Origin of the sequence: Vibrio caribbeanicus ATCC BAA-2122, from assembly GCF_000165125.1 — a bacterium.
Classification (GTDB): domain Bacteria; phylum Pseudomonadota; class Gammaproteobacteria; order Enterobacterales; family Vibrionaceae; genus Vibrio; species Vibrio caribbeanicus.
Genome location: NZ_AEIU01000065.1, coordinates 1 through 21,379, shown reverse-complemented (window position 1 = coordinate 21,379; position 21,379 = coordinate 1). Strand labels below are relative to the sequence as shown.

General features: G+C 44.6%; 22 protein-coding genes. 13 read left to right on the top strand and 9 right to left on the bottom strand.

Annotation, left to right across the window (positions count from 1 at the left end):
* The first annotated feature begins 202 nt into the window (after positions 1 to 202).
* Complete coding sequence (locus tag RH40_RS07595) at positions 203 to 754, top strand: gamma carbonic anhydrase family protein (protein ID WP_009600852.1); 552 nt, start codon at positions 203 to 205, stop codon at positions 752 to 754.
* A 1-nt stretch (position 755) separates the two neighbouring features.
* Here RH40_RS07595 and RH40_RS07590 read toward each other — a convergent pair whose 3' ends face one another.
* The 3 genes from RH40_RS07590 to hemF all read right to left on the bottom strand — a co-directional run bounded on the left by RH40_RS07590 (position 756) and on the right by hemF (position 2,853).
* Positions 756 to 1,019, bottom strand: coding sequence for a DUF1488 family protein (locus RH40_RS07590; protein WP_009600851.1), 264 nt, complete (start codon positions 1,017 to 1,019; stop codon positions 756 to 758).
* Positions 1,016 to 1,855 (bottom strand): shikimate dehydrogenase, encoded by an 840-nt coding sequence (gene aroE / locus RH40_RS07585; RefSeq protein WP_009600850.1) that lies wholly within the window; start codon positions 1,853 to 1,855, stop codon positions 1,016 to 1,018. Before aroE ends, RH40_RS07590 begins: the two co-directional genes overlap by 4 nt.
* An 80-nt stretch (positions 1,856 to 1,935) precedes the next feature.
* Positions 1,936 to 2,853, bottom strand: coding sequence for an oxygen-dependent coproporphyrinogen oxidase (gene hemF / locus RH40_RS07580; protein WP_009600849.1), 918 nt, complete (start codon positions 2,851 to 2,853; stop codon positions 1,936 to 1,938).
* A gap of 323 nt (positions 2,854 to 3,176) precedes the next feature.
* Here hemF and RH40_RS21155 point away from each other — a divergent pair, with 323 nt between their 5' ends.
* The 3 genes from RH40_RS21155 (at position 3,177) to RH40_RS07570 (ending at position 5,002) form a co-directional block, all read left to right on the top strand.
* Positions 3,177 to 3,299 (top strand): hypothetical protein, encoded by a 123-nt coding sequence (locus RH40_RS21155; RefSeq protein ID WP_009600848.1) that lies wholly within the window; start codon positions 3,177 to 3,179, stop codon positions 3,297 to 3,299.
* Between the two features lie 70 nt (positions 3,300 to 3,369).
* Positions 3,370 to 3,855: a 5-(carboxyamino)imidazole ribonucleotide mutase gene (gene purE / locus RH40_RS07575; protein WP_009600847.1), complete on the top strand. Its 486-nt coding sequence runs from the start codon at positions 3,370 to 3,372 to the stop codon at positions 3,853 to 3,855.
* A 4-nt stretch (positions 3,856 to 3,859) separates the two neighbouring features.
* Entirely contained in the window at positions 3,860 to 5,002 is a 1,143-nt protein-coding gene (locus RH40_RS07570) for a 5-(carboxyamino)imidazole ribonucleotide synthase (protein ID WP_009600846.1), read from the top strand.
* Here RH40_RS07570 and RH40_RS07565 read toward each other — a convergent pair.
* From RH40_RS07565 to dprA, 3 genes are read right to left on the bottom strand one after another with little or no spacing between them, the layout of a single operon-like run.
* Positions 4,999 to 5,568: a DNA topoisomerase family protein gene (locus RH40_RS07565; protein WP_009600845.1), complete on the bottom strand. Its 570-nt coding sequence runs from the start codon at positions 5,566 to 5,568 to the stop codon at positions 4,999 to 5,001. The two genes, RH40_RS07570 and RH40_RS07565, sit on opposite strands and share 4 nt — an antisense overlap.
* A 17-nt stretch (positions 5,569 to 5,585) precedes the next feature.
* On the bottom strand, positions 5,586 to 6,065 hold the full coding sequence (locus tag RH40_RS07560) for a DUF494 family protein (RefSeq protein WP_009600844.1): 480 nt from the start codon (positions 6,063 to 6,065) through the stop codon (positions 5,586 to 5,588).
* Between the two features lie 2 nt (positions 6,066 to 6,067).
* The gene (dprA, locus tag RH40_RS07555; RefSeq protein ID WP_009600843.1) at positions 6,068 to 7,186 is read right to left on the bottom strand and encodes a DNA-processing protein DprA; all 1,119 of its coding nucleotides are present in this window, start codon (positions 7,184 to 7,186) and stop codon (positions 6,068 to 6,070) included.
* 275 nt (positions 7,187 to 7,461) lie between these two features.
* Between dprA and def the strand changes: the two genes are divergently transcribed.
* The 5 genes from def to RH40_RS07530 all read left to right on the top strand — a co-directional run bounded on the left by def (position 7,462) and on the right by RH40_RS07530 (position 13,202).
* Positions 7,462 to 7,983: a peptide deformylase gene (gene def, locus RH40_RS07550; RefSeq protein WP_009600842.1), complete on the top strand. Its 522-nt coding sequence runs from the start codon at positions 7,462 to 7,464 to the stop codon at positions 7,981 to 7,983.
* A gap of 27 nt (positions 7,984 to 8,010) precedes the next feature.
* On the top strand, positions 8,011 to 8,958 hold the full coding sequence (gene fmt / locus RH40_RS07545) for a methionyl-tRNA formyltransferase (RefSeq protein ID WP_009600841.1): 948 nt from the start codon (positions 8,011 to 8,013) through the stop codon (positions 8,956 to 8,958).
* Between the two features lie 86 nt (positions 8,959 to 9,044).
* Positions 9,045 to 10,325 carry a 16S rRNA (cytosine(967)-C(5))-methyltransferase RsmB gene (rsmB, locus tag RH40_RS07540; protein ID WP_009600840.1) on the top strand — a complete coding sequence of 427 codons (1,281 nt, stop codon included), beginning with the start codon at positions 9,045 to 9,047 and terminating at the stop codon, positions 10,323 to 10,325.
* A gap of 46 nt (positions 10,326 to 10,371) precedes the next feature.
* Positions 10,372 to 11,748, top strand: a complete 1,377-nt coding sequence (gene trkA / locus RH40_RS07535) for a Trk system potassium transporter TrkA (RefSeq protein WP_009600839.1) — start codon at positions 10,372 to 10,374, stop codon at positions 11,746 to 11,748.
* An 8-nt stretch (positions 11,749 to 11,756) separates the two neighbouring features.
* On the top strand, positions 11,757 to 13,202 hold the full coding sequence (locus tag RH40_RS07530; protein ID WP_009600838.1) for a TrkH family potassium uptake protein: 1,446 nt from the start codon (positions 11,757 to 11,759) through the stop codon (positions 13,200 to 13,202).
* 16 nt (positions 13,203 to 13,218) lie between these two features.
* Here the strand turns inward: RH40_RS07530 and trhA are convergent, their stop codons facing one another.
* Positions 13,219 to 13,872, bottom strand: coding sequence for a PAQR family membrane homeostasis protein TrhA (gene trhA / locus RH40_RS07525; protein WP_009600837.1), 654 nt, complete (start codon positions 13,870 to 13,872; stop codon positions 13,219 to 13,221).
* Between the two features lie 356 nt (positions 13,873 to 14,228).
* Here trhA and ccoG point away from each other — a divergent pair, with 356 nt between their 5' ends.
* From ccoG to RH40_RS07510, 3 genes are all read left to right on the top strand, one after another.
* The gene (gene ccoG / locus RH40_RS07520; RefSeq protein ID WP_009600836.1) at positions 14,229 to 15,674 is read left to right on the top strand and encodes a cytochrome c oxidase accessory protein CcoG; all 1,446 of its coding nucleotides are present in this window, start codon (positions 14,229 to 14,231) and stop codon (positions 15,672 to 15,674) included.
* 134 nt (positions 15,675 to 15,808) lie between these two features.
* Positions 15,809 to 16,795, top strand: a complete 987-nt coding sequence (locus tag RH40_RS07515; protein ID WP_009600835.1) for a serine/threonine protein kinase — start codon at positions 15,809 to 15,811, stop codon at positions 16,793 to 16,795.
* Positions 16,796 to 16,822: 27 nt separating this feature from the next.
* The gene (locus tag RH40_RS07510) at positions 16,823 to 17,425 is read left to right on the top strand and encodes a thiol:disulfide interchange protein DsbA/DsbL (RefSeq protein WP_009600834.1); all 603 of its coding nucleotides are present in this window, start codon (positions 16,823 to 16,825) and stop codon (positions 17,423 to 17,425) included.
* A gap of 34 nt (positions 17,426 to 17,459) precedes the next feature.
* Here RH40_RS07510 and yihG read toward each other — a convergent pair whose 3' ends face one another.
* Entirely contained in the window at positions 17,460 to 18,344 is an 885-nt protein-coding gene (gene yihG / locus RH40_RS07505; RefSeq protein ID WP_039954423.1) for a 1-acylglycerol-3-phosphate O-acyltransferase, YihG family, read from the bottom strand.
* Positions 18,345 to 18,522: 178 nt separating this feature from the next.
* Between yihG and RH40_RS07500 the strand changes: the two genes are divergently transcribed.
* On the top strand, positions 18,523 to 19,509 hold the full coding sequence (locus tag RH40_RS07500) for a DUF2860 domain-containing protein (RefSeq protein WP_039954419.1): 987 nt from the start codon (positions 18,523 to 18,525) through the stop codon (positions 19,507 to 19,509).
* Between the two features lie 9 nt (positions 19,510 to 19,518).
* Here RH40_RS07500 and RH40_RS07495 read toward each other — a convergent pair whose 3' ends face one another.
* Positions 19,519 to 21,042 (bottom strand): YifB family Mg chelatase-like AAA ATPase, encoded by a 1,524-nt coding sequence (locus RH40_RS07495; RefSeq protein WP_009600830.1) that lies wholly within the window; start codon positions 21,040 to 21,042, stop codon positions 19,519 to 19,521.
* Positions 21,043 to 21,379 lie beyond the last annotated feature (337 nt).

Below are 21,379 nucleotides of genomic sequence, written 5' to 3'. Positions count from 1 at the left end.
GATGCTTATGGAAGAGAAACTCTCTTTGAAGCCTTGCCGTGTCAGCGAGGGGGCATTATAGAGATCGCGTTCACATTGGCAAGCTCTTTTTGGTATTTTTTTTGATTTTTTTATCGTTTGAGTGTTTTCTATGCAAAACACTCTATTTTTGCCATTTTTCTCTGCTAAAAATGACGCATAATCCGTCATTTAAGGAAAGATTATGAATTATCTCCGCAGTTATAAAGGAATTTGCCCTGATATAGCACATAACGTTTATATTGATGAAAGTGCCGTACTCGTTGGTGACATCAAAATTGGCCCACACTCTAGTGTTTGGCCATTTGTTGCTGCACGTGGTGATGTTAATCATATCCGTATCGGCCAAAGAACCAATATCCAAGATGGTAGCGTTTTACACGTTACCCACAAAAATTCAGACAACCCAGACGGGTATCCACTTGTTATAGGCGACGATGTCACTATTGGACATAAAGTTATGCTTCACGGCTGCACGATAAAAGATCGGGTTCTAGTTGGTATGGGGGCTATCGTTCTCGATGGCGTAACCATTGAAGAAGAAGTGATGATTGGTGCAGGAAGTTTAGTGCCACCAGGAAAAACACTTACAAGTGGCTATCTCTATGTTGGAAGCCCAGTCAAACAAGCACGTCTTTTAACCGATAAGGAGCGTGCTTTTCTTAAAAAGTCAGCGGACAACTATGTTCAAAACAAAAACGACTATCTAAGCGAGGTTAAAGGCATAACTCGCTAGGTTAGTTAATGATGATATGGCCTTTACTATTAAAGGCCTCATCCTCGATGAGCGATTCTGCTATCTCTTCTAAGTCGAACCGATAATCTACAAACACGTCAATTGCTACTTGCTCACTCTCAATCACAGAACTGCTTAGCTGCTCTAGCTTTTGTTTTGTTACAGAGCATTCAATCAAGGCGCCGGCTTGTTGTGCAGTAAAGCGTACTGACTGTGATCCATCATCCCACGCCTGTATATCCGGAAATAAAATCGACTGGTTCATTGTTTATCCTCGTCAAGGCTCTTTCTCAGTTCGCCAAGCACCCGCTTTGTCTCCGGGCGTAAACCGCGCCATAACATAAAACTTTCAGCCGCTTGACCCACTAACATCCCAAGCCCATCATAAGTGTTATCGACGCCCTGCTCCTTCGCCCACTGATTAAAAGAGGTCAAATTTTTTCCATACATCATGTCGTAGCTCACACTATCAGGGGAAAATATCGCGGCAGAGATGGCAGGAAGCTCACCATTTAATGAAGCAGAAGTAGAATTGATAATTACATCAAATTGTTCCTCTATCAACTCCATTTCTTTAGCAACGACAGAACCATGGGAGACAAACAACTCAGCCAATCGTTGGGCTTTGTTAAAGGTTCGGTTAGTGATCGTGAGAGAATGCGGTTGTTGTTCAAGTAATGGCTGTATCACCCCTCTTGCTGCACCACCGGCACCAATCACAAGAATACGTTTGCCCTTTAATAACACCCTGTGCTGGATTAGGTCTTGCACCAACCCTGCGCCATCTGTGTTGTCACCAATAATATTACCGTCATCAAGCAACTTTAATGTATTGACCGCACCAGCAAGCTCTGCGCGCTCGGTAAGACAACTGGCGAATCGATAGGCATCTTCTTTGAAAGGCACTGTCACGTTGCACCCTTTCCCGCCGTCAGCAAAAAAAGCTTTAACAGTCTTAACAAAACCGTCAACCGGAGCTGTCTCCGCGGTGTATACCAATGAATCAGCCGTCTGGTGGGCAAACAAGCTATGAATGAATGGTGATTTACTGTGTCCGATTGGATTACCGAATACGGCATAACGATCAATTTGCTGAATCATGTGCTTTAATTCCGAAATAGGCCCATCAATTAAAGATGACCCTATCACTATCTTATCCACCGTAAAAGAATATTTCTCTTTTACCACTCTCTAGGTTTGAGATAATACTCATAAAGCTCAGCCTCGGGTGAACCATCTTCGATCTGATGGTTATATTCCCAACGTGCTAGAGGTGGCATTGACATCAGAATCGACTCTGTCCTCCCTCCGCTCTGCAGGCCGAACAAGGTACCCCGATCGTACACTAGATTAAATTCAACATAGCGACCACGACGGTAGAGTTGAAATTGGCGTTCACGTTCTCCAAATTCAATCGACTTTCTTTTTTCCACAATAGGCAGGTAGGCTTTTGTATAACCATCGCCCACCGCTTTGATGTAATCAAAACACTTCTCAAATGGCCAATGATTTAAGTCGTCAAAAAAGAGCCCCCCGATACCCCGAGTCTCGTCTCGATGTGGCAGAAAAAAATAGTCATCACACCATTCTTTGTGTTGCCGATAGACATCCTCTCCAAATGGCAAGCACAATTCCTTAGCAATGTTGTGCCAATCACGAGCGTCTTCCTCAAAAGGGTAAAAAGGCGTAAGATCAAACCCTCCCCCAAACCACCAAATAGGTTCTTTTCCTTCACTCTCCGCAATAAAAAATCGCACATTAGCATGGGATGTAGGTACATAAGGGTTGTTCGGATGCATAACTAAAGATACCCCCATAGCCTCAAATCTACGCCCCGCTAACTCAGGCCTATGCGCTGTTGCTGACGCAGGCATTTGGGCACCAGCTACGTGAGAAAAATTAACCCCTCCTTGTTCAAATATTGCGCCATTGCGTAACACCCGGGTTCGACCACCACCACCTAGCTTTTCTCCAGGCTCACGATGCCACTCATCCTCTTCAAATGCAGCACGTCCATCAACTCGTTCCAATTGCTGACAAATCGAATCCTGTAGTTCCATTAAAAATGCTTTCACAGCGTTTTTGTCTATCGCCGACATACGACTTCCTTTAAATGCGGGGTTATCCCCGTCTCAATAGTTTTAATCTTGTTACGTCTCAAATAGAGCGAGGCGCATCGAATACACCAAAAAATTACTCAACCATACGCCGAGCTTTAAAAGCAATATGATCTGCGCCGCTAAAGAGTAGCGGCTTTCTTACACGATTACACACTCTTTCGACCAAACCAAAACCTCACTCTTATCACATTGATACCGACAAGGAGCGTAAACCACGTTGGCTTTATTCCACAACAAACGAGGCTTATTTTTTATTGGATAATAGTTACTTAACAAGTTGACCTACGCAGGATTATAGTACTATGCAACGTCTAATCCTAGAGCTCAACGAGCAGGGTGCATCGGCAAAATACTGTAAATACTATGCCTTCCATCGTGAGCTTCGCCAGTGGTACGCACACCAAAAAAAGCAAACGTTTGCTTGATAGAAAAAACAACGTATAATGCGCACAAACTTATCCACTCACCACGACAACAGCCTTGAAGGAGTTTGAGATGAAGGTCGGTATCATCATGGGTTCAAAATCGGATTGGCCAACAATGAAATGCGCTGCAGAAATGCTCGACAAGTTCGGCATCTCTTATGAAGCAAAAGTTGTATCCGCGCACAGAACACCTCAACTTCTTGCTGATTACACCAGCAGCGCCAAAGAACGCGGAATCAAAGTCATCATCGCGGGCGCTGGCGGAGCCGCCCATTTACCAGGAATGGCAGCGGCTTTTACCTCACTTCCAGTCCTTGGTGTGCCTGTCCAATCGCGAGCTTTAAAAGGCATGGACTCATTACTTTCAATTGTTCAAATGCCTAAAGGTGTCGCTGTCGGAACACTCGCCATCGGGGAAGCAGGAGCGGCCAATGCTGGGCTTTTAGCCGCGCAGATCCTCGCAACTTGTGACGATGACCTGATGACAAAAGTAGAGGCTTTCCGCCACGAGCAAACAGAAACGATCTTATCCAACCCGAACCCCGCAGAGGATTAACCAAATGCACGTACTAGTTTTAGGTTCTGGTCAATTAGCTCGAATGATGTCTTTAGCTGGCGCGCCACTGAATATTCGTATTTCAGCACTTGATGTTGATACGGGCAACATTGTTCATCCACTGACTCAGCAAAGTCTGAAATGTGAGCTGGAAGATGCGATAGCACAGGTAGACGTCATCACTGCCGAATTTGAACACATACCTCATGATATACTAGAAATATGTGAAAAAAGTGGCAAGCTTATCCCAAGTGCCAGCGCCATCAAAGCGGGCGGTGATCGCCGAGTTGAAAAAAACTTACTTGAAAAAGCGAATGTCCCCAATGCTCAACACTGCATTATAGAGACACGCGAAGACTTTGATCGTGCCATCAGTCATCTTGGTTTACCTTTAGTGTTAAAGAGTGCTTTGGGTGGATATGATGGAAAAGGTCAATGGCGTTTAACCAAAGACGACCAAATTGAAACCGTGTGGCCAGAAATTGCTCAATGCCTTGCCAGTGGTAACCACCAAGCCATAGTCGCTGAACAATTTGTATCTTTTGAACGTGAGGTTTCCATCGTCGGCACACGCGGAAAAGACGGTAATATCGCGCTCTATCCATTAGCAGAAAATACTCACACGCATGGCGTATTAGCACTCTCTACAGCGATTGACGAACCTCTGTTACAACAACAGGCTGAAGCCATATTTGCTGCTACTGCAAAAGAGCTTGATTATGTCGGCGTGTTGGCACTCGAGTTCTTTGAACTAGATGGCACATTACTTGTCAATGAAATTGCCCCTCGTGTCCACAACTCAGGGCACTGGACCCAGCAAGGCGCGGAAACTTGTCAATTTGAAAACCATTTGCGTGCCGTGTGTGGATTACCTCTGGGTAGCACCTCATTAACTCGCCCGACTTCCATGATAAATATCCTAGGTGAAGACGTTTTGCCAAACGAAATCCTGACAATCGAAGGGTGCCATATTCATTGGTATGGCAAAGAAAAACGAGCGGGGCGGAAAATGGGCCACATTAATGTGAGTAGTGATGACAACAATAGTCTTAAGCAAACGCTATCTAGGGTTGCTAACCTTTTAGATATCGATGCATTTCCAGCTTTACATCAATATACTTCAACATTGAGTGAGTATGGCAATTAGCTCACCTTTTGAACAGCGTTGCATTTTCTATTAGCACACTGCAACTTACTCCCCGTTGCTGATTTCCTCTCCACCAGCAACGGAAATTGACACTGTTCACACTCACCTGAGATAGGGCTTAAATTCAGGGTAAACTTGCATTGCGGGAAACTATCACACGCATAAAATACTTTACCGAAACGGCTTTTTCTCTCCACAATTTGGCCAAGGCCACATTCAGGGCATAAATGAGAATGACAGGTAAGGTCAGGTTCAGGTTTTTCTACCGACTCAATGTGCTGACATTGGGGATAGTCACTACAGCCGATAAACATACCATATCGCCCTTGTCGCAATACAAGTTCAGCTTGGCACTGAGGACAGGCAACGCCGAGTGCTTTAACAACATGGCCATCATGATTGCCCAATGGTTTGAGGAAATCACATTCTGAACATATCAGAAAAGGGCCATGCTTGCCTCGGCGAGGCTCCAATACCCCTTTACGTCCTTGTTGTTGACACTCAGGACACGACTGTTTCACCTTGCTTCGTTGACTCAGCAAAGCATTGTCTTTTTTGGATGACATTGTAGTATGAAATCTACCTAGTGAAGAATACCTTGCTCTTTAGTATACAAGAGCTCTTCCATCAAGGTATACGCATTTTCATTCCCTGGGACATTGAACAGCACCATCAGCACAATCCACTTCAAGTCATCGAGCTCAAACTCTTCCGTTTCAAGTCCCATGATACGATCAATCACCATTTCTCGGGTTTCAGTAGTTAGCACATTGACTTGCTCAAGGAAGGTAATAAAGCCTCGACACTCAAGATTTAGTCTCTCGCTCTCTTTACGGGTATAGATACGAGTCGAGTTAGACGTACTGCAGACGGAAATAGCAGCATGAGTCTCGCTCTTTTGTAGTGCAGCCAGCTCCTCTAACCAAATAAGGGCTTTGTATATGTCTTTTTGATGAAACCCCGCACGCGCGAGTTCTTCCTCTAATTCATCTTGATTGACTTGTAACTCAGCATCACTATGGATGTAAGTTTCGAATAGATACATTAGGATATCCATCATCATAGCTAGCCCCTCCCCTTGCGAATGTAGCCACCGGAAACTGCAACAATATGTCCTGACAACTCAAGCTCTAAAAGCTGCATCATGACTTCCTGAACAGGTATATGGGTCCTGCTTGCAAGAATATCAACTGGCACGGCCTTACTTCCTACGTTAGCCAACAGTTCAGCAAATGGCAATGGTTGTTTTTCATCTATTTTATCGCTGTGAAGGTCAACAGGTACCAAATTCTGGTCATGAGTCCAACGCATCAAGCTTTCAATTTCACTCAGCACATCATCGACAGTAAGAACGAGAGCTGCACCCTGTTGTATCAGTCGGTTACAACCACGAGCATGGCTATCATGAATCGAACCAGGTATCGCCATCACCTCACGCCCCTGATCAAGTGCATATCGTGCGGTAATCAATGAACCACTTTTCTCAGCCGCTTCAATCACAAGTACAGCCATAGATAAACCGCTAATAATACGATTACGGCGCGGAAAATGAGAAGACTTTGGTTGCACATAAGGCGGGAACTCAGCAACGAGCGCACCTTTTTCGGCTAAAATTCTTTGCGCTAATCCTCGATGCTGGGCAGGATACACATTCCCGAGCCCACACCCTAACACAGCAACGGTTTTACCTCCCCCGAGCAACGCACCGTTATGTGCATGCCCATCCACACCCAAAGCCAAACCACTGGTAACAACAAGACCTCTCTTCACTAACGCTTTTGCAAAGTTTGAAGCGGTATTTAACCCTTCAGAGCTCGCATTCCTACTACCAACGATAGCAATCTGAGGTTCGGCTAAGCACGTGGTTTCTCCTTTGACAAACAGTATTGGCGGAGCATCTTTTGCTTGTTTTAATAACGGAGGATAATGTGGGTGTTCCCATGTAACAATATGGTTTTGGTTAGATTTGTGGTGCCATTGCAGACACTCGGACACCTTGTTTTTCACTTTACATTTCAGCCAAGAAACTTGCTCATTGGTCAAACCTAATTGTCGCAACGTAATGCCGTCGGATTGAAAAATCGACAGTGGTGTGCTTTTTTCGATTAAGCGAGCAAAGGTTTGAGTGCCGACACGTGGAGTCAGGTACAATGAAAGCCAAGCCGTGAGTTCTTCATCATCCACGATGACGTTACTCCTCAGTTAGTGGAGCAAAAAGGTTTTTTCCAACGAGCCCCAAAATAGACTTTATCATCACCAAGGTATCTTAATTTGTGGCTACAGAGAGTTTAAAACCGACCTCCCATAGATTTTAACTATTAAAAAGACAGTTTTATACAAAAAAACTTAATAAAATTGTGCAAAAAGTGTTTTGATGCTGTCATTTGATGAGCAAAATGTCTAGAATTGAGCTAATAGAGTTCAACCTGATTCGACTCAGTTCAACATTTTGAGTGCATATGTCTGTATTACAAGTATTAACATTTCCAGATGATCGTCTTCGTACCGTGGCAACCCCCGTCGAAAACGTCACACCTGAAATCCAAAAGTTCGTCGATGACATGATAGAAACCATGTATGACGAGGAAGGTATTGGCCTTGCCGCGACCCAAGTGGACTGCCACAAACGTATTGTCGTTATCGATGTCTCTGAGACTCGCGATCAGCCTATGGTGCTTATTAACCCTGAGATTCTGGACAAACGCGGGGAAGATGGCATTGAAGAAGGCTGCCTATCTGTCCCGGGTGCCAGAGCACTTGTACCGCGAGCGGCAGAAGTCACGGTGAAGGCGCTCGATCGCGACGGTAAAGAGTTTACCTTCGACGCTGATGATTTATTGGCTATCTGTGTCCAACATGAATTGGACCACCTTGAAGGTAAGCTATTTGTCGATTACCTATCACCACTTAAGCGTAAACGTATCCAAGATAAGCTAACCAAAATCAAACGCTTTAATGAGAAAAACGCCAAACGCGCTTAAAAACATTGATTGAAAAAGGAAGGTACTTTGAGCAAACCTTTGAGAATTGTTTTTGCTGGTACTCCGGACTTCGCCGCCTGTCACTTGGCGGCTTTGTTGTCTTCGGAGCATGAAATTATTGCTGCTTACACCAAGCCAGATAGCCCTGCAGGCAGAGGCAAGAAGCTAACCGAAAGCCCAGTAAAGCAGATGGCTTTAGAACATAATATAGCCGTTTTTCAACCGCAGAACTTTAAATCTGAGCATACGATACAAGAGCTAACTGACCTCAACGCTGATATCATGGTCGTTGTCGCTTACGGTCTTTTGCTACCACAATCAGTGCTGGATACTCCTCGCCTTGGATGTATCAATGTTCATGGTTCTATCCTACCCCGCTGGCGAGGTGCTGCGCCGATTCAACGGTCAATCTGGGCCGGAGATAAGGAGACAGGCGTCACCATCATGCAAATGGATATCGGCCTAGATACGGGCGATATGCTAGAAATTGCGACGACACCGATAGAAAGTCAAGACACCAGTGCATCCATGTACGAAAAGCTGGCAGGACTTGGTCCCCAAGCTCTGATTGACTGCCTATCTAACATTGCCCAAGGTAAGGCCATCCCACAACGACAAGATGATAAACTTGCCAATTACGCGCAAAAGCTCAGCAAAGAAGAAGCAAAAATTAATTGGTCCGATGCAGCTGTTCACATCGAGAGATGTGTTCGTGCTTTTAATCCTTGGCCAATCAGTCACTTCTTTATCGCAGATAAGCCGATCAAAGTGTGGAAGAGCCGCGTCGAAAAACAGAACGTCGATCATCAGCCCGGCCACATTATACGTGCAGACAAAACTGGTATTTATGTTACAACAGGTGATCAAGTATTGGTTCTTGAACATATACAACTGCCTGGGAAAAAAGCCATGCCTGTCGCTGATGTTTTGAATTCTCGCGCTGATTGGTTCGCTCTCGGCAGCTTACTGGATTAACGATTTAGACATGTCCAGACGCTTCTGGACACAATAACACGAACATTTTGGAGTGGAGACACTCCTTCACCATTAGGATAAACATGATGAATGTCCGCGCTGCTGCTGCCAACGTCTTATTTCAAGTGGTCGATAAAGGCCACTCTCTATCCAATGCTCTCCCTGCTGCGCAAACAACGATTAAACCTCGGGATTACGCGTTATTGCAAGAAATTTGCTACGGCGCTCTACGTTACTTACCGCGTTTAGAGTCGACAGCAAACCAGTTAATGGACAAACCATTAAAAGGCAAGCAACGAGTCTTCCACCATTTGATCTTGGTTGGCCTGTATCAACTCAGCTTTATGCGTATTCCTGCTCACGCTGCGGTCGGTGAAACCGTAGAAGCGACCAAAACGCTTAAGGGTCCACGCCTACGCGGGCTAATTAATGCCGTGCTGCGCAACTACCAACGTAACCAAGAGCAACTTGACGCTCAGGCGGTCAGCCATGATGCGGGCAAATATGGACACCCGAGCTGGCTGCTTAAATTGCTCCAAGCAAGTTACCCCACAGATTGGCAGCAGATTGTTGCCGCGAATAATACCAAAGCACCGATGTGGTTGAGAGTGAATCAACACCACCACCAACGCCAAGACTATCTTGAACTATTGAAGGAATCAGGCATTGAGTGTGAAATACACGAGGAAGCTCAAGATGCGATCAAACTTTTGAGTCCATGTGACGTCACTCAATTACCCGGATTTGATAAAGGTTGGGTGTCTGTACAAGATGCCGCTGCGCAGTTATCGTCAGACTTCCTCAATGCGCAAGATGGTGAATTGATTCTCGATTGCTGCGCAGCCCCCGGTGGTAAGACAGCGCACATTCTTGAACGAGCACCAAATTGTAAGGTCGTTGCGATTGACTGTGATGATACTAGGCTACAGCGTGTACACGACAATTTGCAAAGACTTCAGCTGAACGCTACTGTAATTTGCGGTGATGCGCGAAATCCTGAAGAATGGTGGCAAGGTGAGAAATTTGACCGGATTCTACTTGATGCACCATGCTCAGCAACTGGCGTAATCCGCCGCCACCCTGACATCAAATGGTTACGTAGAGCAGAGGATATTCATGCATTAGCGCAATTGCAGAGCGAGATCCTTGATGCGATGTGGCAGCAACTAAAACCAGGGGGTACGTTAGTATATGCAACTTGTTCTATTACACCACAAGAAAACAAAGACCAAGTAAAAGCATTTTTGACTCGCACTTGTGAAGCCAGCCTAATAGGCTCAAAGTTAGAGAATCCAGGACGTCAAATTTTACCTGGTGAACGAGACATGGACGGTTTTTATTATGCCGTCATAAAGAAGGCAAAATAACAACAATGATGACAACGGTATTGTGGGCATTTAAACGGGTAACATTATGAAAATAATCATCTTGGGTGCTGGTCAAGTAGGTGGCACACTGGCCGAAAACTTGGTGGGTGAAAATAACGATATCACCATTGTTGATCGTGATTCTGACCGACTGAGAGAACTGCAAGATAAATATGACCTTCGCGTGGTCAATGGCTATGCAAGTCATCCCGATGTGTTACGTGATGCCGGCGCACAAGATGCCGATATGCTTGTTGCTGTCACCAACATGGATGAAACCAATATGGCAGCTTGCCAAGTTGCCTTCTCTTTATTTAACACGCCCAACCGTATTGCACGCATTCGCTCCCCACAATATCTTGCGGAAAAAAAAGCGCTGTTTCAATCAGGAGCGGTTCCAGTTGATCACCTTATTGCCCCCGAAGATTTGGTCACCAGCTACATTGAGCGTTTAATCCAATACCCAGGTGCACTACAAGTCGTCAGCTTTGCAGAAAAAAAAGTCAGTCTCGTCGCAGTTAAAGCCTACTATGGGGGGCCATTAGTAGGTAATGCACTCTCGACGCTTCGTGAGCACATGCCACACATTGATACTCGGGTTGCCGCTATCTTTCGTCAAGGTCATCCGATAAGACCTCAAGGAAGCACTGTCATTGAAGCTGATGATGAAGTGTTCTTTGTTGCGGCGAGTAATCACATCCGCTCGATCATGAGTGAACTGCAACGCCTCGAAAAGCCCTATCGAAGGATTATGATTGTCGGTGGCGGTAACATTGGAGCCAACCTTGCTGGACGACTTGAGCAATCTTACAATGTCAAACTGATCGAACGCAGTTATCAACGTGCAGAAAAGCTATCTGAGGAGCTAGAACATACCATAGTATTCTGTGGCGATGCCGCTGATCAAGAGCTACTCACCGAAGAGAATATCGATCAAGTGGACGTGTTCATTGCACTGACAAATGAAGATGAAACAAACATCATGTCGGCTATGCTCGCCAAACGCATGGGTGCCAAGAAAGTAATGGTTCTTATTCAACGAAGCGCTTATGTTGACTTAGTGCAAGGGGGGGTGATTGACGTCGCCATTTCTCCCCAACAGGCCACCATCTCAGCGCTATTGACCCATGTACGCCGAGCAGATATTGTCAACGTTTCATCATTGCGTCGCGGTGCCGCGGAAGCTATCGAAGCTATTGCTCATGGTGATGAGTCCACATCAAAAGTGGTTGGACGTGCAGTGGGTGACATCAAGCTTCCTCCCGGTACAACCATCGGTGCTGTCGTGCGTGGAGATGAAGTGTTGATCGCTCACGACCGTACTGTGATTGAGCAAGACGACCACGTCGTTATGTTTTTGGTAAATAAAAAGTACGTGCCAGACGTTGAAGCTCTATTTCAACCTAGTCCCTTTTTCCTCTAGGAGGGAGCATGGTTCATTTTCGTCCAATCCTCTTTGTCATTGGGCTAGTGCTCTCCAAACTGGCCCTTTTTATGTATATTCCAACACTGGTTGCCTTTTTGACCAGAACGTCGGGGTTTATTGAGTTTGGCCAAGCCGTTTTAATTACTCACCTGATTGCCTTTTTGTGCCTTACAATCGGGCGGACTAAGGAGTTTCGTCTCGGTGTTAGGGATATGTTTCTTATCACCAGTCTTGTCTGGACGATTGCCAGTGCGTTTGCCGCTTTACCTTTTGTTTTTATCAATCATATAAGCTTTACCGATGCTTATTTTGAGACCATGTCTGGCATTACAACGACGGGTTCAACCGTTCTCAGTGGGCTCGATAATATGGCTCCGAGCATTTTACTCTGGCGCTCAATTTTACAATGGCTTGGTGGTGTAGGGTTCATCGTCATGGCGGTCGCGATTTTACCGCTTCTCAATGTCGGTGGAATGAAGCTATTCCACACAGAATCCTCAGATTGGTCTGATAAAAGTAGTCCAAGAGCGAAAACCGTGGCGAAAAACATTGTCACTGTATATGTGACCCTAACAGGTTTGTGTATTTTGGGGTACCTATGGGCTGGAATGAGTCTCTTTGAGGCGATCAACCATGCATTTACGACTCTATCTACTGGTGGCTACTCTACCTCTGACGGCTCAATGAATCATTTTTCTAATGGTGCTCATTGGGTGGCCATCATTTTTATGTTTTTGGGTGGGTTACCTTTCCTGCTCTTCGTTTCTGCGATACGTAAAAGGCAATTCAAAGAACTCGTCAGTGATGCTCAAGTACGTGGATTCGTCACGCTATTTATCGCAACCAGCGTCATCATTTCCGCATGGCTTGTGATACGTGATGGCTACGACATTTCCGATGCACTCCGAGTCTCGATGTTCAATATTATCTCCGTGGTCACCACGACAGGGTTTGGGCTTGAAGATTTCACCGCGTGGGGTGCACTTCCCACCACTCTTTTTGCTTTTCTAATGATGGCTGGTGCTTGTTCTGGCTCAACATCAGGCGGTATTAAGATCTTTCGTTTTCAAATCGCTTTTACACTCCTTAATAAACAAATGATGAAATTGATTCATCCATCAGGAGTCTTTGTTCAGCGCTATAACCATAGGCCTGTCAATGATGATATCGTTCGTTCCGTGGTTGCCTTTGCCCTCACTTTTCTCATCACTGTTATTGGTATTGCCGCTGGACTTAGTGGTATGGGGCTTGACCCTATCACTAGCATCTCAGGTTCAATTACAGCCGTCGCCAATGTCGGTCCAGGGATGGGGGAAATTATAGGGCCAAAGGGAAACTTCGCACCCCTTCCTGATGCTGCTAAATGGCTACTCAGTTTTGGTATGTTACTCGGCAGGCTTGAGATCTTAACCTTACTGGTACTGTTTTTCCCTGCATTTTGGCGCCGTTAACCTCATTTGGTATACACTACACTGGTTCCACATACAGATAAATAGCAAAAAAATGACAAGCACTGCCCACGAGGACGAAAATGTGCCAAATAGCATGGTTATAAGGGATTTTTCTCGCGACATAAAAGATAACACCGGCAGAGTAAATAATGCCGCCCAGTGCAAGCAGGACAAGGCCACCTAGAGACAAGGTAAGAGCCAGTTGGTAAATGACGATCAAAGACAACCACCCCATTATCAAATAGGTCGCCAGAGACAGCTTTTTAAATCGATAGACAAAAGCCAGCTTCATCAGTATACCAATTAAAGCAATACTCCAAATAACGGCCATTAACGTCATGGCCAGTGGTGTACGTAAGCTCACGAGTAAAAATGGCGTGTAACTGCCTGCAATCAGGAGGTAAATAGCACAGTGGTCAAACGTTTTTAAAGCTCTCCTAGCTTTTTTAAACGGAATTGCATGATAGAGCGTAGAGGCCAAAAAAAGGATAATCATACTCGCGCCATAGACACTCATACTGGCTATCGTCATGGCGTCCGCATCATAGGCGAAGGATTTAGCCAACAAAAGAACCAAACCAACAATACTGAGTACCATACCAAGGGCATGAGTCAGTGTGTTCGCAATCTCTTCTTTGAGCTTGTATTCGGCAGAGTCATGGGCAGACATGGTTACACTACTCTCAAGTCATTATGAACTAAAATACCAGTATGCCACATATGGCTTACACTTGTAAGCTGAAAATCAGCAACAACACCTTTACTTAAACGAAGAGGTGTTCTAAAAACGGCTTTAACATCTTCGAAATGCTTGATAGCCCCTCCTCACCAACCCAGCAAACTGTTCGGTGTTTTTTTACAGTAACTGCATCGAACTTTGTCACTAAAGCTTGATTTGTGCAAATAAACACAACCGCTGTTGGGTATATAATCACCACGCATAAGAATTTACTAAAATAAATAAAAGCAATGTTACTACGAGTGAGGACAACAGAATTCTCACCTACCGCATAGTAAGGAAGCGTCATGAGTCAGGATAAGATCGACATCAAGGATGTGACTGCACAAACATTTAACCCCAAAACTCATAAAAATAAAGGGGATAGATTTAATCCAAACAACAGAATATACGTCCGAGAAAGTAAGGGGCATTTTCAACGAATGAGGCGTTTGGGAGCTTGGTTGCTACTGGTCCTTTTTGCTGTCATTCCATGGATACCTTATGGAGAAAGGCAAGCCGTTTTACTCGATATTGGCAAGCAACAATTCAATATTTTTGGCACTACGCTCTATCCACAAGATCTGACCTTACTTGCTCTGCTGTTTATGATTGGAGCCTTTGGATTGTTTTTCTTAACCACCTTTCTTGGTCGAGTATGGTGCGGCTACCTATGTCCACAAACCGTCTGGACATTTATGTATATATGGTTTGAGGAAAAACTTGAAGGCAGCGCAAACAAGCGTCGGCTGCAAGACTCTAAACGACTAACTACAAACCTGATGATGCGCAAAACACTCAAACATCTTGCTTGGTTTGCGATTGCTTTAGCAACGGGCATCACATTTGTGGGTTACTTTGTACCAATGAAGGAATTGGTTATTAGTTTTGTTACCTTTAATGGTGAGTTTTGGCCCGTGTTCTGGGTGTTATTTTTTGCTGGCTGCACTTATGCCAATGCAGGATGGATGCGATCAATTATGTGTGTCCACATTTGTCCATATGCTCGCTTTCAGTCAGCCATGTTTGATAAAGACACCTTCATTGTCGGCTACGATACAAAACGGGGGGAACAAAGAGGTGGACGCTCCAAAAAGGTCGATCACAAAAGCTTAGGTCTGGGTGACTGTGTTGATTGTAACCTGTGCGTTCAGGTATGCCCAACAGGCATTGATATACGTGATGGCCTTCAATACGAATGTATCAACTGCGGCGCGTGTATCGACGCATGCGATCATACGATGGACCGCATGGGGTATGAAAAAGGCTTAATTAGCTACACAACCGAACATCGCCTAGCGGGGAAAAAAACCAAAGTTGCTCGGCCAAAACTGCTTGGTTATGGTGTTGTTTTTGCGCTAATACTCGGATTATTCTTTACTCAAATCGCCACCGTTGAACCAGCAGGTCTCACCGTACTGCGTGACAGAAATCAGCTATTTCGGATCAACCAAGCTGGTGAAATTGAAAATACCTATACGCTTAAGATCATCAACAAAACTCAAAAGACCCAAGAATATCAGTTAAGTGTTCAAGGACTTAAGAATGTGTCTTGGTATGGTAAGCAGTCTGTCAGTGTTGACCCTGGCGAAGTCTTTAGTTTACCAATGAGCCTAGGTATCAATGCCGATGAGCTGGAGTCACCGATTGCAAAGATCGAATTTCAGTTGTCCACTGGGGATAACTTTACCCTGAGTGCTGAAAGTCGTTTTATAAAAAAAGCTATAGCAACAATTAGGCCTAAAAATAGCTAGCGCCAATGCAACCGCATAAGAGTCACAGAATAGAGTATACGCAGTGGAGCGCACTCTGTGCTAACATGCCAGAGTCTGATAAACGGAGCCATGCGAAAGCAGCCAAGCTCTGAAGAACCAATTGTGAGCACTTTATGACTAAAAACGCTTTTCACTTCGATGCCCTAACACCTGATTTTATGTGGTATGCCATCGAAAGCATTGGAATTAGAGCGGAGTCAGGTTTTCTCGCTCTCAACAGTTATGAAAACAGAGTTTACCAGTTCTCTGATGAGAGCCGTCAGCGCTACGTGGTAAAGTTTTATCGCCCCGAACGTTGGAGTGAGGCGCAGATTTTAGAAGAGCATGGCTTTACTTTGGAACTTATCGATGCCGAAATTCCCGTCGCACCACCGCTACATATAGCAGGAAAAACATTACATCATTATCAAGGCTACCTTTTTGCTCTCTTTGCCAGCGTGGGTGGACGCCAATTCGAAGTTGATAATATCGAGCAATTAGAAGGTGTCGGTCGTTTTCTTGGCCGTATACACAAAATCGGCTGCCTGCGTAAATTTGAGCACAGACCTAACATTGATCTCAATGAGTACCTCTATCAGCCACGTAACATATTGCAATCTTCCGAGATGATTCCCGTTCATTTAGAGCGCAGCTTTTTTAACGACCTCGACATGCTAATTACGGCTATTGAGCATCATTGGTCGGATGATGTGACTTCTCTGAGGCTTCATGGTGACTGTCATCCGGGTAATATTCTATGGCGTGATGGTCCGATGTTTGTGGACTTAGATGACGCACGCAATGGGCCAGCCATACAGGACTTATGGATGCTACTCAACGGAGAGCGCCATGATAAGATTATGCAACTAGATGTCATCTTAGAAGCCTATCAAGAGTTCAACGACTTTAATCCACAAGAACTGAAACTAATAGAGCCTCTACGTGGTCTACGTATGGTGCATTACATGTCTTGGTTAGCAAAAAGGTGGCAAGATCCTGCTTTTCCTCTCGCTTTTCCTTGGTTCAATGATGCAAAATATTGGGAAGGGCAGGTACTTGCTTTCAAAGAACAAATCGCCGCTTTGAATGAAGCGCCGATATCATTAACGCCTCAATGGTAGGTCAATAATGTCAACATGGAGCCTAAAATGAAGAAGTTGTTTGCTGTATTGGTAACCTTTGTTATCAGTGTATCAGCGCATGCCGCACAATTTAAAGCCGGCCAGAACTACAAGATACTGAATAGTGAAGCATCAAAAACCCCCACAGTGACCGAGTTTTTTTCCTTTTATTGTCCACACTGCGCGCAATTTGAGCCTATCATTCAAAACCTAAAAGCTCAGCTACCCAAAAACGCTCAATTTGAAAAAAGTCATGTTTCTTTCATGGGTGGTAAAATGGGCGTATCGATGAGCAAAGCCTACGCGACTATGGTTGTTCTGAAAGTTGAGGACAAGATGACTCCCATTATGTTTGATATTGTACAGAACATGCGCAAGCCACCAAAAACAGACCAAGAGCTACGCCAAATATTTATCGATGCCGGGGTTGACGCAAAAAAATTCGATGCTGCATTTAATGGTTTTGCCGTGGACTCTATGGTGCGCAGATTTGATAAACAATTTGAACAAAGTGGTTTAACCGGGGTTCCTGGGGTTGTTGTTAACGACCGATACCTAGTTGAAACACAAGGATTGAAAACGCTGGATGAGTATTACGCTCTGGTCAACTATCTCCTGACTTTGAAATAAACAAAAGGAGCATTTGCTCCTTTTGAATCCAGCCTTACTTGCTCTGATACAGAGTTTTGAGCAGCTCATCTTTGTCTCGCCATAATTGCCCAAGCCAGTTTTGGAGCTGCTGCTTGTAGGGCTTGTCATTGAAATAATCGCCCCGTATTTCGCGACTCACAGGGAAAACACGGATCCGAACAACAATTTTTGTCATTCTGCCCATCAACACATCTTTAAAAGGCTTTTCAATATTATTTGGGTAAGCCAATGTCACATCAATAATACTGTCAAACTGATCTCCCATCGCAGCAAGTGTATAAGCAATACCACCTGTTTTAGGCTGCAACAAATACTGGTAATTTGATGAACCTCGTGCCTGTTTTTCTTCCGTAAAACGAGTACCTTCGACATAATTCACGACAGTGGTTGGGGTATGCTTAAACTTGGCACATGAGCGCTTAGTCGAGGTCAGATCCTGACCACGTTTTTCTGGATGGCGCAATAAATACTCTCTAGAGTATCGGCGCATAAAAGGCATATCTAGCGCCCAACAAGCCATACCAATAAATGGCACATACAAAAGCTGCTGCTTGAGAAAAAACTTGGGCATGGGAATTCTGTCTTTAAATACACAGCACAAGACAACAATATCTGTCCAACTCAGATGATTACTAATTAAAAGGTACCAACCATCTTTTTTTAGATCTTCTCCGCCCTCTACATCCCACTCAATGCGATTAGACATGTTTAGGATTCCAGCGTTAATGGTTGCCCACAACCACATAAGATTGTTTGCCAGTTGCGTCGCTTTGCCTTTAGCTCTTTGACCTGGCAATAAAAATTTGAGCATGGCAACCAAACAAATGGCGAGTGAGCACAACGCTGCACTCAAGGTGACAAAAATAACGGTGAGAATGAGATTTAACAATAACAACATATGCTCAACGGCCAATTTTATAAAAGTTTATAAATATTCATTATTGAATAATAAAACAGCATGTAATCATACGAGGCTGTAAAAAGTATCTATCATCTATCGCTAGGAACCGTTCAAGTTTCGAGCACTAGCACATTGAAGAAAACTTAATAAACCTGCAAATATTGGAGACCAAACAATGTACACCAAACCCTTATTATTTTCATTAATATGCTTAAGTGCATCGCCAGCAATGGCAGCACTCTCAGAAAATAAAGGCATCAGTGGAGAGGTCTCCTTAAGCACTGCATACAAATCCACCAACTCAAACTTTAACACCGACGCTAATGCGGTAAATACAAACAACACAACTCACGGTGAGCAAGACAAAGAAACCCAGTTATTGCCACTGGGTAGCGTTGCCTATACATTTGGCGGTCAATTAGACAAACAGTTTTATGCTGGCACATCACGCTCTGATATTGCCATCGGTACTTTAGCCCTAGAGCTAGGCTATAAGCAACAGCTTGAAAATGGAACAGTGATTGATGCCTCTTTCCTGCCCACGATTATGTCGGGTGAAACATGGAGCGATCCTTTTGTTACCAATCAAGCCCGTCAAGAGACGGACGAGAAAGGTAATGCCTATCGACTTAAGCTCGGCAATATTGCCAACTCTCAAGTTAGCCTAGATATGGCCTACGCTGTGAAAGACATTGAAAATGAGCGCTCAGGGTTAGAAAGCGGATTAAGTGTTGAACAATCGAATCAGCTCAAACGTGATTCTACAAGTATCTATCTGAAGGGGGACTACAAGCTTAGCCTAAATAAAACCACATTCCTGATCCCCTCTATCAACTACATCAAAACTAACGCCGATGGCGATGCGAACTCATTTACATCATGGGGAACAGAGCTGTCGCTATTTAAAATCATTAACCGCCATCAACTTGCCCTTACAGCTGGCTATAAAAACAGAGACTATCAAACGTCTCACCCCATCTATAATAAAACACGTAATGATGATGAGATGAGTATTTTCGCCGCCTACGAGTACAAAAACATTATGAACTGGCAAAATTGGTCACTGATTTCCTTTGCGGGCTTCAAACAATCAGACTCAAACATCGAGTTTTATAATGAAGACCAGTGGCTAGTATCGGTCGGCCTCAGCCACCAATTCTAAGGTATCTACTCACACAGTTTGAGCCGTCAACTGACGCAATAGCCTGTCCATGGCCCGATACCCGAGCGCTTCTGCCAAATGGGAGCGCTCTATATTATCCCTGCCATCAAGATCCGCTATGGTACGCGCTACCTTGATGATGCGATGGTAAGCACGAATTGATAAGCCTAATTGATGCAATGCGCTCTCTAAAAAGTGCGCATCATCGTGTCTTAACGGGCAATATCGCTCAATGTCACGACTAGAAAGTAGCGCATTGATCCCCCCGGAGCGGTTGAGCATTACCTGTCTCGCTTGGCAGACGCGCATCCGAACGTCTTGCGTCGACTCGCCACGCTCTCCTCCTTGGGTCAAGGTACCTTTAGGAAGTGCAGGAATCTCTAAAGACATATCAAAACGATCTAAAAGTGGTCCCGACAATCGACTCAAATAACGCAATATTGTTTGGGGGTTAACCCGAGATTGGTTCCCCTCATAATAACCAGTTGGACTTGGATTTAGTGCACCAACCAACTGAAACCTCGCGGGGAACCTCGTTTTACCCTGTGCTCTTGAAATAATAATTTCACCAGACTCAAGCGGCTCTCTTAGTGAATCGAGAACTTTTCTCTCAAACTCAGGCATCTCATCAAGGAAGAGTAATCCATTGTGAGCCAGTGATATTTCTCCCGGGCGAGGGACTGTTCCCCCTCCAACTAGAGCGGCCATAGAACTTGAATGATGCGGTGAACGAAATGGACGCTGCTTCCAATTTTCGACCGTAATTTCCTGTTGAGTAAGAGAAGCGATCGAAGCTGTCTCTAAGGCTTCGTCATCCGTCATTTCTGGCAACAAGTCTCTTAATCGAGAGGCAAGCATGGTTTTTCCCGTGCCCGGAGGACCAATAAACAGCAAGTTATGACTGCCCGCTGCCGCAATTTCTAAGGCCCTTTTTCCCTGCTGCTGACCAATAATATCTCGCAAATCTTGTTTTGGTGGAGAACGTCGAGTCGCTTTAGTCGCACAGTGCAACGATAACCTTTTTTGACCAAATAAATCGGCACATACTTCTAAAAGACTTTGTGCCGATTTGTGCTGATCTTTACCAACCAAAGCAGCTTGTTCACCATTACAAGCGGGAACCACTAAGTGCCGTTGGACACGATTGGCAGCCAATGCAGCAGGAAGAACACCTTTAACACTGCGAAGTTCACCAGATAACGCTAGCTCACCTATGAATTCGTGTTGATTGAGCTTATCCATAGGAACCTGCTCAGAGGCAGCTAAAATCCCAAGAGCAATTGGCAAATCAAAGCGTCCCCCCTCTTTCGGTAAATCGGCAGGGGCTAAATTGACGGTAATACGCTTCGCTGGAAATTCGAACCGTGAGTTAATTAACGCACTACGTACTCTATCTCGAGACTCTTTTACTGTTGTCTCAGGCAAACCCACCAAGGTAAAACCAGGCATGCCATTACCAATATGAACCTCTACTGCTACTTGAGGAGCTTCAACACCAATACATGCCCGACTATAAATTATTGCTAATCCCATAACCTTTCCCAAATGCTCGCTACTGGTATCTATCTCTCTGATACTTAGTTTGTTTTGCAACCAAAAATGTTATATAGCGCAATGAGAAAGAGTAATAATGTGAAAAAAGAGTGACATTTTTCTTGTCATGTCACGGAATTGTATGTTACCACTAGAGATGTACTTAATTTGCTGCCGAGACAGGTAGCCGCGATCAAATAAAAAATAAACACAACATGAATGTAAACGCTCACATCAACGCACTGATTATCCTGATTAACGTGGTCATTATTGACACCGCGCGGGGTATTGTGGGCACAACATAAACCACAAGATTTACAAAAAAACCCGCACTGAA

What these genes read in the sequence shown, in the direction of transcription:
- aroE (WP_009600850.1), bottom strand. Translation starts at nt 1,855, where the DNA reads ATGATTCAGCAAATTGATCGTTATGCCGTATTCGGTAATCCAATCGGA.
- ccoG (WP_009600836.1), top strand. Translation starts at nt 14,229, where the DNA reads ATGAGTCAGGATAAGATCGACATCAAGGATGTGACTGCACAAACATTT.
- RH40_RS07515 (WP_009600835.1), top strand. Translation starts at nt 15,809, where the DNA reads ATGACTAAAAACGCTTTTCACTTCGATGCCCTAACACCTGATTTTATG.
- RH40_RS21155 (WP_009600848.1), top strand. Translation starts at nt 3,177, where the DNA reads ATGCAACGTCTAATCCTAGAGCTCAACGAGCAGGGTGCATCGGCAAAA.
- hemF (WP_009600849.1), bottom strand. Translation starts at nt 2,853, where the DNA reads ATGTCGGCGATAGACAAAAACGCTGTGAAAGCATTTTTAATGGAACTA.
- RH40_RS07590 (WP_009600851.1), bottom strand. Translation starts at nt 1,019, where the DNA reads ATGAACCAGTCGATTTTATTTCCGGATATACAGGCGTGGGATGATGGA.
- rsmB (WP_009600840.1), top strand. Translation starts at nt 9,045, where the DNA reads ATGAATGTCCGCGCTGCTGCTGCCAACGTCTTATTTCAAGTGGTCGAT.
- RH40_RS07595 (WP_009600852.1), top strand. Translation starts at nt 203, where the DNA reads ATGAATTATCTCCGCAGTTATAAAGGAATTTGCCCTGATATAGCACAT.
- RH40_RS07530 (WP_009600838.1), top strand. Translation starts at nt 11,757, where the DNA reads ATGGTTCATTTTCGTCCAATCCTCTTTGTCATTGGGCTAGTGCTCTCC.
- trhA (WP_009600837.1), bottom strand. Translation starts at nt 13,872, where the DNA reads ATGTCTGCCCATGACTCTGCCGAATACAAGCTCAAAGAAGAGATTGCG.
- RH40_RS07560 (WP_009600844.1), bottom strand. Translation starts at nt 6,065, where the DNA reads ATGATGATGGATATCCTAATGTATCTATTCGAAACTTACATCCATAGT.
- RH40_RS07500 (WP_039954419.1), top strand. Translation starts at nt 18,523, where the DNA reads ATGTACACCAAACCCTTATTATTTTCATTAATATGCTTAAGTGCATCG.
- trkA (WP_009600839.1), top strand. Translation starts at nt 10,372, where the DNA reads ATGAAAATAATCATCTTGGGTGCTGGTCAAGTAGGTGGCACACTGGCC.
- RH40_RS07510 (WP_009600834.1), top strand. Translation starts at nt 16,823, where the DNA reads ATGAAGAAGTTGTTTGCTGTATTGGTAACCTTTGTTATCAGTGTATCA.
- def (WP_009600842.1), top strand. Translation starts at nt 7,462, where the DNA reads ATGTCTGTATTACAAGTATTAACATTTCCAGATGATCGTCTTCGTACC.
- RH40_RS07570 (WP_009600846.1), top strand. Translation starts at nt 3,860, where the DNA reads ATGCACGTACTAGTTTTAGGTTCTGGTCAATTAGCTCGAATGATGTCT.
- yihG (WP_039954423.1), bottom strand. Translation starts at nt 18,344, where the DNA reads ATGTTGTTATTGTTAAATCTCATTCTCACCGTTATTTTTGTCACCTTG.
- purE (WP_009600847.1), top strand. Translation starts at nt 3,370, where the DNA reads ATGAAGGTCGGTATCATCATGGGTTCAAAATCGGATTGGCCAACAATG.
- RH40_RS07565 (WP_009600845.1), bottom strand. Translation starts at nt 5,568, where the DNA reads ATGTCATCCAAAAAAGACAATGCTTTGCTGAGTCAACGAAGCAAGGTG.
- RH40_RS07495 (WP_009600830.1), bottom strand. Translation starts at nt 21,042, where the DNA reads ATGGGATTAGCAATAATTTATAGTCGGGCATGTATTGGTGTTGAAGCT.